The 18589-nt window shown below is 62.2% G+C and carries 9 protein-coding genes and 1 pseudogene; 8 read left to right on the forward strand and 2 right to left on the reverse strand.

Annotated features, from left to right (window positions below; genetic code table 11):
• Window positions 1-3 precede the first annotated feature (3 nt).
• Window positions 4-7755 (forward strand): VCBS domain-containing protein, encoded by a 7752-nt coding sequence (locus KI797_RS03840; RefSeq protein WP_264160735.1) that lies wholly within the window; start codon window positions 4-6, stop codon window positions 7753-7755.
• 202 nt (window positions 7756-7957) lie between these two features.
• Here the strand turns inward: KI797_RS03840 and mdtH are convergent, their stop codons facing one another.
• Window positions 7958-9151, reverse strand: coding sequence for a multidrug efflux MFS transporter MdtH (gene mdtH, locus KI797_RS03850; RefSeq protein WP_226171553.1), 1194 nt, complete (start codon window positions 9149-9151; stop codon window positions 7958-7960).
• A 208-nt stretch (window positions 9152-9359) separates the two neighbouring features.
• Between mdtH and KI797_RS03855 the strand changes: the two genes are divergently transcribed.
• A complete protein-coding gene (locus KI797_RS03855) occupies window positions 9360-10259 on the forward strand; it encodes a LysR family transcriptional regulator (RefSeq protein WP_042648909.1) in 900 nt (299 codons plus the stop codon).
• A gap of 46 nt (window positions 10260-10305) precedes the next feature.
• On the opposite strand, the pseudogene KI797_RS03860 reads toward KI797_RS03855, so the two are convergent.
• A pseudogene (locus KI797_RS03860) lies at window positions 10306-12071 on the reverse strand (M4 family metallopeptidase).
• A 348-nt stretch (window positions 12072-12419) separates the two neighbouring features.
• Between KI797_RS03860 and KI797_RS03865 the strand changes: the two are divergent.
• The 6 genes from KI797_RS03865 to KI797_RS03890 all read left to right on the forward strand — a co-directional run bounded on the left by KI797_RS03865 (window position 12420) and on the right by KI797_RS03890 (window position 18581).
• Window positions 12420-12980, forward strand: a complete 561-nt coding sequence (locus tag KI797_RS03865; RefSeq protein WP_218409597.1) for a GNAT family N-acetyltransferase — start codon at window positions 12420-12422, stop codon at window positions 12978-12980.
• Window positions 12981-13041: 61 nt separating this feature from the next.
• Window positions 13042-13593 carry a GNAT family N-acetyltransferase gene (locus KI797_RS03870; protein WP_226171555.1) on the forward strand — a complete coding sequence of 184 codons (552 nt, stop codon included), beginning with the start codon at window positions 13042-13044 and terminating at the stop codon, window positions 13591-13593.
• 209 nt (window positions 13594-13802) lie between these two features.
• On the forward strand, window positions 13803-14909 hold the full coding sequence (locus tag KI797_RS03875; protein ID WP_041206007.1) for a 1-acyl-sn-glycerol-3-phosphate acyltransferase: 1107 nt from the start codon (window positions 13803-13805) through the stop codon (window positions 14907-14909).
• A 300-nt stretch (window positions 14910-15209) separates the two neighbouring features.
• Window positions 15210-15680 (forward strand): YhcH/YjgK/YiaL family protein, encoded by a 471-nt coding sequence (locus tag KI797_RS03880; protein ID WP_041206006.1) that lies wholly within the window; start codon window positions 15210-15212, stop codon window positions 15678-15680.
• Between the two features lie 326 nt (window positions 15681-16006).
• A complete protein-coding gene (locus KI797_RS03885) occupies window positions 16007-17206 on the forward strand; it encodes an acetate kinase (protein WP_041205080.1) in 1200 nt (399 codons plus the stop codon).
• 133 nt (window positions 17207-17339) lie between these two features.
• Window positions 17340-18581: a mechanosensitive ion channel family protein gene (locus tag KI797_RS03890; RefSeq protein ID WP_182787733.1), complete on the forward strand. Its 1242-nt coding sequence runs from the start codon at window positions 17340-17342 to the stop codon at window positions 18579-18581.
• Window positions 18582-18589: the final 8 nt, after the last annotated feature.

An 18589-nucleotide genomic window follows, 5' to 3' on the forward strand; every position in this document is an offset into this window, starting at 1 on the left:
TGGATGGCACCGAGCACCGAGCACACCGTCACCATCACCATCACCGGCGTCAACGATGCGGCGGTGATCACCGGCAGCGACAGCGGCAGCGTGACCGAAGACGAGAGCACTCCGCTGCTGACCGAGACCGGCACCCTGAGCGTGACCGATCTGGACGGCGCCGATGAGGCCAAGTTCCTGGCCGGCAACGGCACCCCGAGTGCCGGCGCACTGGGCAGCCTCGCCATCACCGAGGGCGGTGCCTGGACTTACAACGTCGACAACAGCAAGGTGCAGTACCTGGGCGAAGGCGAAACCAAGGTCGAGACCTTCACCGTGCAGTCTGTGGATGGCACCGAGCACACCGTCACCATCACCATCACCGGCGTCAACGATGCGGCGGTGATCACCGGCAGCGACAGCGGCAGCGTGACCGAAGACGAGAGCACTCCGCTGCTGACCGAGACCGGCACCCTGAGCGTGACCGACCTGGATGGGGCAGATGAGGCCAAGTTCCTGGCCGGCAACGGCACCCCGAGTGCCGGCGCGCTGGGCAGCCTCGCCATCACCGAGGGCGGTGCCTGGACCTACCAGGTCGACAACAGCAAGGTGCAGTACCTGGGCGAAGGCGAAACCAAGGTCGAGACCTTCACCGTGCAGTCTGTGGATGGCACCGAGCACACCGTCACCATCACCATCACCGGCGTCAACGATGCGGCGGTGATCACCGGCAGCGACAGCGGCAGCGTGACCGAAGACGAGAGCACTCCGCTGCTGACCGAGACCGGCACCCTGAGCGTGACCGACCTGGATGGGGCAGATGAGGCCAAGTTCCTGGCCGGCAACGGCACCCCGAGTGCCGGCGCGCTGGGCAGCCTCGCCATCACCGAGGGCGGTGCCTGGACCTACCAGGTCGACAACAGCAAGGTGCAGTACCTGGGCGAGGGCGAGACCAAGGTCGAGACCTTCACCGTGCAGTCTGTGGATGGCACCGAGCACACCGTCACCATCACCATCACCGGCGTCAACGATGCGGCGGTGATCACCGGCAGCGACAGCGGCAGCGTGACCGAAGACGAGAGCAGCCCGCTGCTGACCGAGACCGGCACCCTGAGCGTGACCGATCTGGACGGCGCCGACGAAGCCAAGTTCCTGGCCGGCAACGGCACCCCGAGCGCGGGCGCACTGGGCAGCCTCGCCATCACCGAAGGCGGCGCCTGGACCTACCAGGTCGACAACAGCAAGGTGCAGTACCTGGGCGAAGGCGAAACCAAGGTCGAGACCTTCACCGTGCAGTCTGTGGATGGCACCGAGCACACCGTCACCATCACCATCACCGGCGTCAACGATGCGGCGGTGATCACCGGCAGCGACAGCGGCGGCGTGACCGAAGACGAGAGCACTCCGCTGCTGACCGAGACCGGCACCCTGAGCGTGACCGACCTGGATGGGGCAGATGAGGCCAAGTTCCTGGCCGGCAACGGCACCCCGAGTGCCGGCGCACTGGGCAGCCTCGCCATCACCGAAGGCGGCGCCTGGACCTACCAGGTCGACAACAGCAAGGTGCAGTACCTGGGCGAAGGCGAAACCAAGGTCGAGACCTTTGTGGTCACCTCCGTGGATGGCACCGAGCACACCGTCACCATCACCATCACCGGCGTCAACGATGAGGCCGTCATTACCGGCACCGACACCGGCAGCGTGACCGAAGACGAGAGCACCCCGCTGCTGACCGAGACCGGCACCCTGAGCGTGACCGACCTGGACGGGGCGGATGAAGCCAAGTTCCTGGCCGGCAACGGCACCCCGAGCGCGGGCGCGCTGGGTAGCCTCGGCATCACCGAAGGCGGCGCCTGGACCTACCAGGTCGACAACAGCAAGGTGCAGTACCTGGGCGAAGGGGAGACCAAGGTCGAGACCTTCACCGTGCAGTCTGTGGATGGCACCGAGCACACCGTCACCATCACCATCACCGGCGTCAACGATGCGGCTGTCATTACCGGCACCGACACCGGCAGCGTGACCGAAGACGAGAGCACCCCGACCCTGACCGAGACCGGCACCCTGAGCGTGACCGATCTGGACGGCGCCGATGAAGCCAAGTTCCTGGCTGGCAACGGCACCCCGAGTGCGGGCGCACTGGGTAGCCTCGCCATCACCGAAGGCGGTGCCTGGACCTATCAGGTCGACAACAGCAAGGTGCAGTACCTGGGCGAAGGGGAGACCAAGGTCGAGACCTTCACCGTGCAGTCTGTGGATGGCACCGAGCACACCGTCACCATCACCATCACCGGCGTCAACGATGAGGCCGTCATTACCGGCACCGACACCGGCAGCGTGACCGAAGACGAGAGCACGCCGCTGCTGACCGAGACCGGCACCCTGAGCGTGACCGATCTGGAAGGCGCCGATGAAGCCAAGTTCCTGGCCGGCAACGGCACCCCGAGTGCGGGCGCGCTGGGTAGCCTCGCCATCACCGAAGGCGGTGCCTGGACCTACCAGGTCGACAACAGCAAGGTGCAGTACCTGGGCGAAGGGGAGACCAAGGTCGAGACCTTCACCGTGCAGTCTGTGGATGGCACCGAGCACACCGTCACCATCACCATCACCGGCGTCAACGATGCCGCGGTCATCACCGGCACCGACAGCGGTGCGGTCACCGAAGACGAGAGCACCCCGCTGCTGACCGAGACCGGCACCCTGAGCGTGACCGACCTGGACGGCGCCGATGAAGCCAAGTTCCTGGCTGGCAACGGCACCCCGAGTGCGGGCGCGCTGGGTAGCCTCGCCATCACCGAAGGCGGTGCCTGGACCTACCAGGTCGACAACAGCAAGGTGCAGTACCTGGGAGAAGGGGAGACCAAGGTCGAGACCTTCACCGTGCAGTCCGTGGATGGCACCAGCCATACCGTCTCGGTGACCATTATCGGCACCAACGATGTGCCGACACTGAGCATCGACAAGGGGGCCGTGGTCTCCGAAGAGGGGCTTGCCGGCGGCATTGCCGATACGTCAGGCAGCAGTGATACCACTGACCGCGTGGCTGCCAGCGGCAAGATCACGGTCGGCGACGTCGATAGCCAGGATAGTCTGACCATCAGCCTGAATGGGCCGGCGGGTCTGACTTCCGGTGGTGCGGCAGTTCAGTGGACTTGGAATGCTGCCACCAAGGTGCTGACCGGGTATACCGGTACACCGGGTGGTACCGACTACAAGACGGTCATGGACGTGAAGCTGACCGCGCCGGTTGGTGGCAGCAAGGGTGAGTGGAGCTACGACGTGACCCTCAAGGCCCCGGTTGACCATCAGAATCCTGATAATGAGGATGTAAAAGACATCAAGATTGGTGTGACCGTATCGGATGGCAAGACAAGTACCTCTAGTGACCTGCTCATCTCGGTCGAGGATGATGCGCCGATCGCTGGTGATGCCGCGGCCGTGTCCGTCATCAAGACCAATATCCCGGATACCCTGACCGGCTTGTTTGATCTGACCAAATACAGTGGCAGCAACCAGACGACCCTTAACGTGTCCGGTTTCAGTATCACGGCGCTGGGCTTTACCTCGTCGACCAACTCGACCCTGATCACCGCCAACGTCAACGGCTCCAGCTCAGGCCTGGGGGTTTCCAGTGTGGGTTCGCCGAATCACAACCTCGCCAACGAAGTTGATTTCCGTCACTTTGCAAACGGCACCTCGGCTTCAGAGCAGCTCACCATCAAGCTGGATGCGGGCAAGGTGGCCTATGGCGCCAACATCAAGTTCAGCCAGATGTTCGGCGGCGAACTGGAGAGCGGCGTGGTCGAGTTTTATCGCGGTGGCGTGTTGATCGGCACCCAGACCTTCAGCTCCAATGCTGCGGGTGGCGACTATGCGGGCAATTTCCAGGTGCAACAGGATGGCTTCGATACCATGGTCATCAAGGCCACCAACAATGGTAACGGTCTGTACGCCGACAACAGCGACTTCACCGTGAAAAGCATCGAGTTCCTCGGTGCCACCACGGTACCCGCCATTGCTTACGGTTCGGGTACTGTCACTCCGCAGTGGGGAGCAGATGGCAAGGGCTACATGCAGTTGCTCGGCTCCAACGAGACCGGCCTGACCACGGCCACCGGCAAGCTGATCACCACCAGCATGGAGTCGGCCAATACCCTGATCGGTAAGGCCAGCGACGACACCTTGGTGTTCCGTCTGGAATTCACCCCGGCCACCGGCAAGTGGGAGTTCTTCCAGTATCAGAACATGTCCAAGCCACTGGGTGACAGCGACATCGACTTCCAGATCAAGGTGGTGGATGGGGATGGTGATTCCAGCCTGGGTTCTTTCGCGACCAAGCCGCTGTTTACTCCGATCGTGCAGTCGGTATCCAGCGAGAACACAGTGGAAGGCGGCAATCTGCAACATACGGTGACCCTGTCCGATGCGACCCAGGAGGCGACGCAATATGACTTCGCCATCAGGGGCAACGGCATCAACCCCGCATCCAACCTGGATTGGGGCACAGCCCAGTTCAGCAACGGGGTGACCTATAACAGCACCACCGGCAAGATCACGGTGCCGGCCGGGGTATCCGGTTTCACCGTGACCATTCCGACGGTGAACGATCGTCTGGTCGAGGCAAACGAGACCCTGTCGGTGACCATAGGTGGCCAGAGCGGCACCGGTACCATCCTTGACAACGATCGGGCGCCGACCGCTGCAGGGGGCCACAGTGCCGGGCAGGAAGACAAGCCCCAGGTGCTGACCTGGGCACAGTTTGGTGCCAGCGACGATCAGGCCGCGACCGATCTCGGGGTGAAGATCAACACTCTGCCGCTTAATGGCACTCTCGAATACCTCAATGCCGCGGGGCAATGGGTGGCCGTGTCGGCTGGCGCCCTCATCTCCTACGACGAGGTGAATGCGGGTCATTTGCGCTTCGTGCCTGGTCTGAACGAGTCGAGCACCAATGTCAGCAACGGCGGCGGTGCCTTGATCGGCAACCTGAAGGGGGACTACGCCAGCTTCGATTACCAGGTAAGCGACGGGGCCAACCTCAGCAACAGCGGCAAGCTGGTGATCGACGTGACTGCGGTGGCCGACAAGCCCACGGTCAACGTCACCCTGATGGGGAATGGCATGCCGTCTTACAGCCAGAGCTTCCCGAGCGCGGGGATCTCCACGGGCCAGTTCCAGTCCGGCAGCTTCGACAAGGGGGCCCTCGGGATCACCAACACTCTGACCGATAGCACTTCTAGTAAGGACTCCGTGGTGGGCGGTGATGGCAACGACTACATCGTCAGCGTGAAGGGGGGCGGCGACCACTTCGTCGGTGGCAACGGCAATGACGTGCTGGTCGGTGGCAACTCAGTGTCGGGCGATACCCTCGACGGCGGCGTTGGAAACGACATTCTGGTCGCTGGGTTGGGTGGCGATGCTCTCTTTGGCGGTGCTGGTGATAAAGATATCGCTGTACTGTCCGGCAACCGTGCCGACTACGCCATCACGAAGGGCAGCGGATACTCGGTCAATGATCGCTGGTTCGACTTCTACGTCACGGAGAAGGGCGCCGGCATCACCAAGGCGCTGCACGATGTGGAGTATGTCCAGTTCGCCGATGGTATCTACCAGCTTAACCAGAGCACCGGTGAGCTGACCCTAGTGCAGCCGGTGGTGGTCGATTATCCGCTGGAGGTGAGTGCCTCCCTGAGCGATCGGGATGGTAGCGAGCAGTTCGACAGCCTGGTGCTGAGCGGCATGCCGCAAAACACCCTGCTCTACAACGGCAACCAGCTGCTGGGCACCGCCGGAGCCGACGGCAAGATCACCCTCACCGCCAGCAGCGGTCTGTGGAGTGCGAGCGCGCTGGATGTGAAGCTGAGCGGGCTGACCCTGCGAGTCCCCGGTAACAGTGCCGGCCAGGTCGATCTCAAGGTTGAGGCTATCGCCAAGGAGGTGGGGACCGATCAGACCAGCTCCGCCACCGACGATGACAGCATCCGCCTGAGCTACTTCAATGCCATCGAAGGGGAGCCGGGGGACCAGAACCGAACCTATGGCAGCGAGCACAACATAGTGGTGGGCGATCTCGACGGCAGCGTGGTGTTGCCGGGCCAGAACTACAACATCGCCTTTATGGTCGACAGCTCCGGCAGTATCGGTGACGAGGCAATGGAGACGATCCGCACACAGCTGGAGCAAGTCTTTACCAGCCTCAAGACCAGCGCGGGCACCGACAATGCGGGTACCGTCAATATCTTCCTCGTGGATTTCGATACCACGACCCATGGCAGTGTCAGCGTCAATCTGACCGATAGCGGGGCATTGAAGACCTTGCTCGATGCCCTCAAGGGGATGTCCGCCGAAGGTGGCACCAACTACGAGGCTGCGTTCAGCAAGGCGGCGGACTGGTTTGCCGGTAGTCAGGCGACAAACAATATCGATGCGAAGAACCTGGCCTATTTCATCACCGATGGTAAGCCGACCTTCTATGATCTCGGCACCACCACTAGGCTCCGTGATGTGAAGATCATCGACTGGGCTTTTGGCAATGACGACTATCTCAACGCTACTTCTTTGAACCTCAACAATTATGTGCTCGGCAATACCGTGACCTATAGCGGTTTCGAAGTGGTCAACAGTAAAGGGGAAGTGATCAAGTGGACTCAAGTATGGGGTGGTTGGTCGAAGACCACGGTGGGAGTTATCGTCAAGGGTAGTAATGGCCAGAATCGGATCCAGTTGCTGGGTGGGGATGGTCTAAACAGCACCGAGGACGTCCAGGCCGACGCCTTGTTGGGTTACCAGCTGTTGACCGCAAAAGGGGTGACCGTCGAGGCGATCGGATTGGGTAGCAACATTTCCTATAACGATCTCAAGTCCTACGACTTTGACGGCGTCATCATGACCGGCGTCAATGCTAGCGACTTGGCCAACACCATCTTGGGTAGCTCCACCAACAACCTGCCGGGGGCCGACCGCTTCGAAGGCGGTGCAGGCGACGATATCCTGTTCGGCGATGCGGTACGCTTCACCGGTATCAGCGGGGAAGGATATGCGGCCATCAAGCAGTATGTGAGCGGCAAGCTGGGGGCCGGGTCGGTGACCGATGCCCAGGTGCATTCCTACATCACGGATCACGCCAGCGAGTTCGATCAGTCGTCGACCAATGACAAGGGCGATACCCTCTACGGCGGGGATGGCAATGACATCCTGTTCGGTCAGGGTGGTGACGACTTCCTGTTCGGTGGGGCCGGCAACGACACCCTGTTCGGTGGTAGCGGCAACGACACTCTCTATGGTGAGAGTGGCAGCGACGTGTTGAGTGGTGGCAGCGGCAACGACACCCTGTACGGTGGGACTGGCAACGACGTGCTGAGCGGGGGGCTGGGTAACGACATCCTCATCGGGGGGGTGGGCGACGACATCCTGAAGGGGGATGCGGGGGCCGATACCTTCATCTGGCTTAAGGGGGATACCGAAGCCGGCAAGGTGGCCAAAGACTACATCGTCGACTTCAGCAAGTCGGAAGGGGACAAGCTGGATCTCAGCGATCTGCTCGACAGCGATGGTAACAAGAGCGAGAGCTCCCTGAAGAGCCTGCTCTCGGTGTTCCAGGACAGCGAGGGGGTGCATCTGCAGGTCAAGGAGAGCAGTGCGGCGCCGGTGACCCAGGAGATAGTGCTGGTGAACCACACCTTCGACACCCTGACGGGGGGCACGGGGACCACGGCCAACCAGGTGATCGATTACATGTTAAATCCGAACAATCACATGCTGGATATCGACAAGTAACCCAGCCAGATGAACACAAAGCGGCAGAGCAATCTGCCGCTTTTTTTATGTGCGCGATTCGGTCCGTGAAGTGAGGAAAATAGGAACGAGGGACCGGTATGGAGAGGCTGGTCGTCGATCCTGTGTTGCGGGATAAAAGAAGGGCGCCGACTCGAATGAGGGGCGCCCGGGGGACTATGTCGACTGCATGTGTGCTCAGGGATCAGGCATTGACATGGGCCAGACGGGAATCGCGCTGAAAGCAGTTCACCAGCAGCAGCAGGGTGGTGACGCCGACGGTGCCGAGCACCAGCCAGGGCAACCAGGGTTGTCCCTGGGCATTGGCATAGTCATGCAGGGCGCCGCCACCGACGTAACCGGTCATGCCGCCCAGCGCCAGACCAAGGCGACTGAAGCCCATGTAGCTGCCGCGCGCCCCCGGCTGCGCCAGCTTGGTCATCAGCGTCTCTCTCGCGGGCTCGGCGATGACGATGCCGAGATAGAAGCAGGCAAGCAGCATGAAGACGGCGGGCAAGGTGGTGGCAAAGGCCACCAGCCCTATCCCTGCCGTCATCAGCAATACCCCCGCCATCAGGCGGTTTTCCAGCTTGAAGTGGCGCTCGCCGTAACGGGCAAGGGGGTAGAGCAGAGCCAGCGAGATGGCGGTCTCCAGGGTGTACATCCATCCCACCGCCGTGGTGCTGCCCGCCATCTGCTTGACCAGGATGGGGAAGATCAGCATCACCTGCACCCAGAGCGCGTAGTAGCCGCTCAGGATCAGTACCAGCCGGCAGAAGGCCTTGTCCGCCAGCACCTGGCCGAGGCCGGTCCGGATCGGGGTCGGCCGCAGGGAGAGCTTGTAGGGGGGCAGGATCAGCAGGTTGCACAGGGCCGCGCAGACAAACAGGCCGGCTCCCAGCAGGCAGACATATTCAAAATCGAAGTTCAGCAGCCAGCTGCCGAGCAGGGCCCCCACCACGGCGCCGGCGCTCTCCAGCATCATCAGCAGGGAGATGTAGCGGCCGCGCTCCCGCGGGCGGGTGAACTTGATCACCAGAGCGGCGCGGGGCGGATCGAACAGACAGCCGCCGAGTCCCGAGATGATGCAGGAGAGAATGAGTTCCAGCCCGCTCTGGGCATAGGCCAGGCTGGCAAAGCCCAGCGCCCGCAGCAACATGCCGCAGACGATGAGGGGGCGAGCCCCGAACTTGTCGGCGAGCGAGCCGCCGAAGACCCCCAGCCCCTGCTGGGTCAGCTGGCGCAGCCCCAGCGCCAGCCCGACCACACCGGCGGCCCAGCCAAGTTGATCCACGAAACGCAGGCTTATCATGGGCATCACCACGAAGAACCCCAGGATCACCAAGAGGGAATCCAATGCCAAGAACCACCGCCCCAACCGCCTCGCCCGCTCCACCATGACCCTTATACCCCTGCTTGCTTCGATGACATTATTTGTTGTGTACTCATTGCCCGAATGGCGCCGTCACCAAACAGAGCCAAGGGCGACGATAAGTCCCTGACTCGCTGGCGTTCTGCCATTTCATGACGATTGATGCTGCTATTCTGGTGGGGCGCCAGATATAGTGGTAGCCGACAACTGGCTATATTTTATATTGGATTTGGTTATGGCTGTGACACTCGATGATTTGCAATTGCTGCTGGACGTGGCCAATCGTGGCAGCTTCAGCAAGGTGGCGGCCATTCGCGGCTGGTCACAACCCATGGTGAGCCAGCGGATCGCCGTGCTGGAGCAGGAGCTGGGTCAGTCCCTGTTTCGTCGCCATCGGCGGGGGGCTACCCCGACCCCGGCCTGCGAGCAGTTTCTGCCTGCCGCGAGTGCAGCCCTGAGCGCCCTGGAGGGGGGGCGGTTGGCGATGCAGGGAGCGCCCGCCCTGCCACGTATCAAGCTTGCCTGTCTCCCTTCCCTGACTACGGCGGTATTCGGCCCCTTGCTGCTGGCCCTGGTGGATGAAGCTTTCGAGATCCGCTGCAACACGGATCACTCCGGCATCATCATGCAGGAGCTGCTGACCGGCGAGACCGACGTCGGCTTTATCCTCAAGTGTCCCGCCATCGCCGGTATCCAGCTCGAACTGCTCTATCGCTCTCCCATCATCGCCGTGGCCTGCGCCACCCACCCGCTGGCCGGTCGGCAGGGGCTGACCCTGCAGGACATTGCCAACGAGCGGCTGGCCCCCCAGCAGTGGGGCACCGGGTGTGACGAGCTGATCCTGCAGTTGCGGCTGCTGCGCCAGGTGACGAGCCCGCTGCACGCCATCCAGCCCGCCAGTGCGGCGCGGGAGCTGGCATTGGAGCATGGCTTCATCACCCTGATGCCGGCGCTCGCCATTACCCGGGATCTGGAGTTCGGCCGCCTGGTGAGACTGGATGTGACGGATCTGCCGCCGGATCACTGGGATGTGATGATGGCCTGGCGCAGCGGCAAGCGGCCCAATCCCGCCAAGGAGCGGGTGCTGGAAGCGGCGCGCACCCTGGCCAGGCGCTGGTCAGGGAAGCCCGCATAAAAAAACGCCGGACAAGTCCGGCGCTCTCCTTTATTCCCGTTCAGGCTCAGTAGCTGGCCTTGAGGGTCACCCCTGAGAAGGCGCTGAACCCGCTGAGCTGCACGTGCCAGGTGCCCGCTTTGGGCGCATTCAGGGTGCAGGTTTCGGTGTTGCCGCTCTTGTAGGGACGGCAGTCGTAGCTGGTGCTGGTCGGTACCGAGCCAAACTTCACATAGAGATCCGCATCCCCGCTGCCCCCGCTGCTGGCGACCACCAGTTGGCTCTTGCCGGCCGGCACCTCGATGGTGTAGCTCAGCTTGCCCCCTTGGCGGCTGCGAGGCCGGTCACCGGCACGCCGTTTTGCAGCACAGTGCCGGCCGGTGGTGTGGCGCCGCAGCTGGCGTTGACGCCGACCGTGTTGAAGGCTGCCGCCACATCGGTCAGGCTGTAGCCCAGATCGGTAGCCGCCCTAGTCACGCCACAGGCGCCCTGATCGTAGGTGGTGTTGGCGCCCCAGTAGAGGCGGTTGGCCAGCACAAACACCTCGAACGCCTTGCGGGTATTCCAGCCGCCGGTGTTGGCCAGCAGGTAGAAGGCGCGGTTGTAGACCCCCGAGCTGTGGTGCACGTCGATGCCGTCATAGTAATCGCTGGCATGGCCAATGGAACTGCCATCCCGGGTCGGATCCTCGAAGTAGCGCAAGGAGCCGTTGCCCTTGAAGATCTGGGCCCCCACCAGCCAGTCGTTGCTGCCCTTCATGTAGTTCTCGGCCGCTTCACCCGCCATGTCGGAGAAGGCCTCGTTGATGCCGCCCGACTGACCGGAGTAGACCAGGCCCGAGTTCTGTTCGGTGAAGCCGTGGCTCACCTCATGGGCCGCCACGTCCAGGCTCACCAGGGGGTAGAAGGTGGTGGCACCGTCACCGAAGGTCATCTGGCTGCCGTCCCAGAAGGCGTTCTCGTAGTTGCGGCTGTAGTGCACCCGCATCTTCAGTTTGAAGCTGAGCGGTGCCGTGTTGTACCAATTGCGGTACATGTCGAACACCACGTTGCCGAAGTAGTGGGCATCGTTGAGCGGCGAGTAGGCGCCGTTGATCTCCTTGACCGTGTTCTCCGGGCAGGTGAACTGATGGATGGCCCCGCCCGTGGTGCCGTGATTCATGTTGAGCGTGTCCACGTTCGTGCCCGTCATGCGGCAGTTGTCGTCCACCTGAAGGGGGCCAAAATCGGCGCCGTAGAAGTACTTGCCGGTCTTGAGGTTGCCGCCCGGGCCGGTGGCGTCCTTGTGGTTGATCCCCTCCCAGCGCTTGAGCTCGGCACCGCTCTGGGCATCGATCACCACGAAGGGGCGGCTCGGCTCTTCGCTCGCTGCGAGCCAGGAGACCAGGTAGATCAGCCGGGCCTGGCCGGCCTCATCCTGCATCACGAACAGCTTGACCCGCTCGTTGCTGCCCTTGGCTCCGGCGCGGGCCTTGAGGGCGGCATCGCCAGGGGAGAGGGCGGCAGTCGGACTGGCCACATCGGCATCGATCTGGCGCAGCATCTGGCCGGAGACCTGGCTTATCTGACCCCCGAGGGACAGCTCGGCCACCAGCACCTGCCCCCAGACCGGGATGCCGTGCCAGGTCTGCTCGTAGCGCACTCGTTGCTGGCCATTGGGCAGCTTGACGGCCCGCACCTGACGAAACTCGCCCTCTCCCGCCAGCGCGCTGACCCCCGCAGCACCGCTCGGTGCTCCCAACAGACCGGCAACCTGATTCACTTCCACCTGTTCTGCCGCCATGGCGGCGCTTCCCCAGCAGGCCAGTACCACGGCCAAATAGACTTTGTTCATCTCGTCTTTCCTTAGTCGATGAATATTACACACCGGGTCTGTCGCCCGGCGCATTTACACTAGTGGGCCCGCCTGAAATTACTGCCTGTCATATGTGACAGAGCAGCATAAAGGAGCAGCAGATCTGACTGTTTTCATCGGTGACAGCTAAAAAACGTCGTAAATTTGGTGCGTTGTACCAAGTGGGAGGATGATTGATGAAATGCTCAATGCGATACCCGAATGGGGGCATCCATATGGGGGTTGCCGGTCGGTGATATGCGCCGAAAGTCCTTGGCAAACAAGGGATTGATTGACTACATTGGCTCCCATGATGGCGAATGCCGGGCCAAAAGCGGGGGAGAAACAATGTTTTCATGGCAACTGGATGACGAACTGGCGCTCCTGTTCCTGCAGCCCGACATGGCCAGCGAACTCTTTCGCCTCTGCCAGCGCAATCGCGACTATCTCTCCCAGTGGCTGCCCTGGGTGCCCCATATCCAGCAGCCTTCTGACAGCGCCACCTTCATTCGCCACGCCATCGAGAAATTTGCCCGAGGCGAGGGGCTGACCACCGCCATCGAATACCAGGGGGAAGTGGTCGGCGTCATCGGTTACAACCAGATCGATCAGGGGTTGGCCAAGGTCAGCATCGGCTACTGGTTGGCGGAGCGCTGGCAGGGCAACGGCATCATCACCCGGGCCTGTCAGGCCCTGGTTCATCACGCCTTCGAGGAAATGGGGATGGAGAAGGTGGAGATCAGCGCCGCACTGGAGAACGAACCCAGTCGGGCGGTGTGCGAGCGGCTCGGCATGCAGCAGGAGGGGATCACCCGGCGGGCGGAGCGGCTGGCGGACAGGGTGGTGGATCACGTCCACTACGGTCTGCTGCGGGATGACTGGCTCAGGTTGCGGGAAAGGGATCACTGATGGCGTCCCGGCCCAACCTGGTCGCTGGCACCATGCATGGTCAGGATGGGGAGACACAGTGATGACTCTGCCTCATATCACCACGGCCCGTACCCGGCTGACCGTGCTGCCCCCGGAGCGGGCCTGTCTGATGCTGGATTTCTACCAGCGCAACCGCGTTCACCTCGCGCCCTGGGAGCTGAGGCGTGACGAGAGTTTCTATACCCTGGGTCACTGGCAGGGGCGACTGCGCGACGGTTACGGCCAGTTTTTCGATGGCAGCGCCGTGCCATTGGTAGCGCTCGATCCCAAAGGGGAGCGGGTACTCGCCACCTGCCACTTCACCCACATCATGATGGGCATGTTCAAGGCATGCCATCTGGGCTATGCCATCGACCAGGCCCATGAGGGGCAGGGGCTGATGCAGGAGGTGGTGGCCGCCGGCATCGACTATCTGTTCCGGGAGCGCGGCCTGCACCGCATCATGGCGAGCTACATGCCGGCGAACCGGCGCAGCGGCGCCTTGCTGGCGCGTCTCGGGTTCGAGCAGGAAGGCTATGCCCGGGACTACCTGATGATCAACGGCCGCTGGGAGGACCACATCCTCACCGCGCTGCTCAATCCGGCAGGTTAGGCTGCATGTGGCAGGGCCAACCCTCGCCAATCCGTCGGCGCAGGCCATCCTGGATCCTTGTTCCCTGGGATCTGTCGGCTTTTTCACGGCAAGATCGCACTATCTGTGTGCGTCTCATACCCCTGACCCCAAAAGCGTGTAAAATTGCGCCCTGAATTTTCCCGGCCAGCAGCAGCTGGTCGCGACTCCATACATGCAAGGCTGACATTGTGACAGAAGTAGATAGATTCGCGGACATTCGCCCCTATCGCGATGACGAAGTGCCGGCTGCCATCGAGCGGCTGATCCAGGATGACGAGTTTATCGGCGCCATCGCCAAATACCGTTTCGGTTCCCTGATGAGCTGGCTGGGCTGGGCCATTCGCCCGCTGATCCGCCAGTTCCTGCGCCACAAGTGGGCCAAGGTCAGCACCATCCATCAGGTGCAGATGGGGGTGACCCGTTACATGAGCCGCATGATCGCCACCTCCACCCAGGGGGTGAGCTTCTCCGGTCTCGAGCATCTGAAGAAGGAGCAGGGCTACCTGTTCGTCTCCAACCACAGGGACATCGCCATGGATCCGGCGTTCGTCAACTGGGGGCTGCACACCCACGGCTTCGATACCGTGCGCATCGCCATCGGTGACAACCTGCTGCGCAAGCCCTGTGCCACCGAGCTGATGAAGCTCAACAAGAGCTTCATCGTCAAGCGCTCCGCCAAGGGGCCGCGGGAGATGATGAAAGCCCTCGGCGAGCTGTCGGCCTACATCGGCCAGTCGGTGCACGAAGGCCACTCCATCTGGATCGCCCAGAAGGAAGGGCGCGCCAAGAACGGTGATGACAAGACGGATCCGGCCATCCTCAAGATGTTCTACGTGGACGGCAAGAAGCAGAAGATCGACTTCGTCGACTACATGCGCAGCCTCAACATAGTGCCGGTGAGCATCAGCTACGAGGTGGATCCCACCGACAAGGCCAAGGCGCGGGAGCTCTACGAGAAGTCGGTCAACGGCAGCTATGAGAAGGGCGAGTTCGAGGACATCGAGAGCATAGTCGCCGGCATCATCGGCCAGAAGGGGCGAGTACATGTCTCCTTCGGTGCCCCCATCACCGAGGGCTTCAGCGATCCGGACGAACTGGCCGCGCTCATCGACAAGGCGATCTGGAGCAGCTACCGCCTCTTCCCGGGCAACTACCTGGCCGCAGATGTGCCCGGCAAGGCCAGCACCATAGAGCAGACCGCCTTCCTGACCCGCCAGTCGGAGGTGCCGGAAGAGCACAAGGCCATCTGGCGTGCCATGTACGCCAAGCCGGTGGAGAACGCCCGCAAGGCTTGAATGACGCCGATTCGGTGAAAAAAACGGGAGCAGATGCTCCCGTTTTTGCGTCTGGTCAAAGTCGGTGGCAATGGACTAGTGAATAATATTGTTTCAACTGGTACGATCATCGGGTGAATGAGCGGGTATCTCTTGGCAAGGGGCGGGCGACTGTGCAACAGTGACCCGGCGCCAACAAGATGAATCAGGCGCTTTTCGAGTCTGCATGGATGGCAGGCGACGCTGAATAAGGACCTTTAGGGGTCCTTTTTCATTGATGGACAAAGATAGACGGGAGATATACCTAAGGATGCGAACCCCATGATCACCGGCAGTCTGGATACCTTGCAACGCACCCCCTTGCCCGCCCCGCTGGCCCGCATCATGGCCGAGGTGGTGAAGAGCCTTGCCCACTGGAGTGAGGCGCAGCTTGGGAAACATGACATAGACGGTCTCAAGCTATTCTGCCTGGTGAGCGAAGCGCTGACCGAGCCGGTCGCGGATCGCCGCGGCGAGTTTCATGAGCAGTATCTGGACATCCAGCTGCTGCTGCGGGGGGAGGAGTGGATCGGCGTCGGGCCCCATGCCTATGTGAACGACGGTGCCGATCATCCCCACCCCGATCTCTGGTTCGTCGATGACGACCAGACCAGTTATCTGGCGTTGCAGCCCGGCGACTTTGCCATCTTCTGGCCGGGAGAACTGCATCGCCCTCTCTGTACCCTGACTACCCCAGGCTTGGTGAAGAAGCTGGTTGTCAAGGTCCACCAGTCGTTGCTGGCCACTGTCTGAGCCGCAGCGCCGGGTGCCCGGGCACCCGCCACAACAGGGCCGCCGCTCGGCCCGTCCCGAATCGATGATTCGACGCGCGCGCCAGGCCCAGAGTTGGCGGTCGGCGCCAGACAGTTTGAGATAGATGAGCGCGCCAGATCATGAGTCGGCGCCAGAGAGTTTGAAAGGATGAGTGCGCCAGGCCCAGCGTTGGTGGTCGGCGCCAGACAGTTTGAAAAATTGGGCGCACTTTCCTGCGACCATAACGCCCCCGGCAGGGGAATCCCATCCATGTTGGATGACACGACACTGTCGGCGTAAAGCCGAAGCACAGGAAGATGTAGAACATGAGCAAGTTGGTATTGATCCTTAACTGCGGTAGCTCTTCCCTGAAATTTGCCGTAATGGACGCCGAAACAGGTGAGGACATGCTGTCCGGCCTGGCCGAATGCTTCAATCTGGATGACGCACGTATCAAATGGAAACTCCACGGAGTCAAGGGCGAGGCCATGCTGGGCGCGGGCGCTGCGCACCAGGAAGCCCTTGACCACATAGTGGGTCACATCCTGCCCCAGGATCCGACACTCGCCGAGCAGCTTGTCGCCATCGGCCATCGCATCGTGCACGGTGGCGAGCAGTTCTCCCGCTCCGTTCGCATCGATGATGGTGTCATCGCCGGCATCGAGGCCGCCATTCCGTTCGCCCCCCTGCACAACCCGGCGCACCTCATCGGCATCCGTGCCGCCCTCAAGGTCTTCCCGGCCCTGGCCGAGAAGAACGTGGCCGTGTTCGACACCGCCTTCCACCAGACCTTGCCGCAGGAAGCCTACCTCTACGCGCTGCCCTACAAGCTCTATCAGGAGAACGGCATCCGTCGTTACGGCGCCCACGGCACTTCCCATCGCTTCATCGCCGAAGAGACCGCCAAGGCGCTGGGCAAGCCGCTGTCCGAGCTCAACATCATCAACTGCCATCTGGGCAATGGTGCCTCCGTCTGCGCCATCCGAAACGGCGAGTCCGTCGATACCTCCATGGGCCTGACCCCGCTGGAAGGGCTGGCCATGGGCACCCGCTCTGGTGACATCGACCCTGCCGTGGTCTTCTTCATGCACGACCAGCTCGGTTACAGCGTGGACGAGATCAACCAGGTGCTGACCCGTGAATCCGGTCTGCTGGGCATGACCGAGGCGAGCAGCGACTGCCGTTACGTCACCACCAACTACGCCACCGACGCGGGCGCCAAGCGGGCGCTGGATGTGTTCACCTACAGAGTTGCCAAGTATGTCGGTGCCTATGCCGCCGCCATGGACGGTCGCCTGGACGCCCTGGTGTTCACCGGTGGGATCGGCGAGAACGCCGCCATGGTGCGTGAGATGGTGCTGGCGCGTCTGGCCCTGTTCGGCTTCAAGGTCGATAAAGAGGCCAACAACGCCGCCGTACTGGGCGGTGAAGGCCCCATCACGGCCGAAGGCAGCCGCCTGGCCCTGGTGATGCCCACCAACGAAGAGCTGGTCATCGCCCGCGATGCCCTGAGCCTGGTCGGCTGACGCCACCTCGCAGCGAATCAACGCCCGGCCTGTGCCGGGCGTTGTCGTTTCGGGGGCACATTGAGCAAGCTGTCATTTGACATGAGGTGCCAGATACGTACCCTGACCGCAGTTTCACGTCCCGGAGGTAGAGATGAAGGAGATATTTTTCAACTGGTTGTCAGGCCTGGGTGTCGATGTGACCCCCATGATCGCCCTGGTGATCGCCCTGGGCTTCATCGTGCTGACCGCTCTGGCCCTGCACCTGGTGCTGCACCGTATCCTGCTGGTGCGTCTGGTGGGGCTGCTCGGCAAGACCAAGCAGGTGTGGCTGCCGCCCCAGCTGCAGCAGCGCCTGTTCTACCGGCTCGCCCTGGTGTTGCAGGGGGCCGTGCTGCTCGGTCAGGCGGAAATCTGGCTGCCCAAGGCATCCGACAGCCTGCAACTGATCGAGATGCTGGCCCAGCTCTGGATCCTGCTGTTCCTGCTGCTCGCGCTGTTTGCCCTGCTCGATTGCCTGCTGTCGGTGAGCCGCCATACCCGGCTCGGGCGGGATCTGCCCCTGCGCGGCATCTTCCAGGGGGTGAAACTGGTGGCCAGCATACTGGTCGGCATCCTGATGATCGCCCTGCTGCTCGGCAAGTCGCCGCTCTTCCTGTTCAGCGGCCTGGGGGCCATGACCGCGGTCCTGATGCTGGTGTTCAAGGACCCCATCCTCGGTCTGGTGGCCGGGATCCAGCTCTCCGCCAACCGCATGCTGAGCGTCGGTGACTGGCTGCAGATGGACAAGTACGGCGCCGATGGTGAGGTGACCGATATCGGTCTCACCACGGTCAAGGTGTCGAACTGGGACAAGACCATCACCACCATCCCCACCTATGCCCTCATCTCCGACTCCTTCAAGAACTGGCAGGGGATGACGGAGTCCGGCGGCCGGCGCATCAAGCGCAGCGTCAACATCGACATGACCAGCGTGCGCTTCCTGAGCTCCGAGGAGCAGTTGCAGCTCAAACAGGCCAAGTTGCTGGCCCCCTATCTCAGCCGCAAGGAGCAGGAGCTGAGTGCCTACAACCAGCAGCTCAGCGACGCCATCAGCTGTCCCATCAATGGCCGTCACCTCACCAACCTTGGCACCCTGCGCGCCTATCTGGATGCCTACCTGCGTGCCCACCCCGGTATTCGCAAGGACATGACCCTGATGGTGCGCCAGCTGGCACCGACCTCCGACGGCCTGCCGCTGGAGATCTACTGCTTCACGGCGACCACCGCCTGGGCCGATTACGAAGGGATCCAGGCCGATATATTCGACCACATATTCGCCATTATCGGGCAATTTCATCTGCGGTTGCATCAATCACCAACCGGTTATGACATGCATGCCTGGAAGAACGGGTGATTTGATTA

This window comes from Aeromonas media (assembly GCF_020423125.1).
In the GTDB taxonomy this organism is placed as follows: Bacteria; Pseudomonadota; Gammaproteobacteria; order Enterobacterales; family Aeromonadaceae; genus Aeromonas; species Aeromonas media.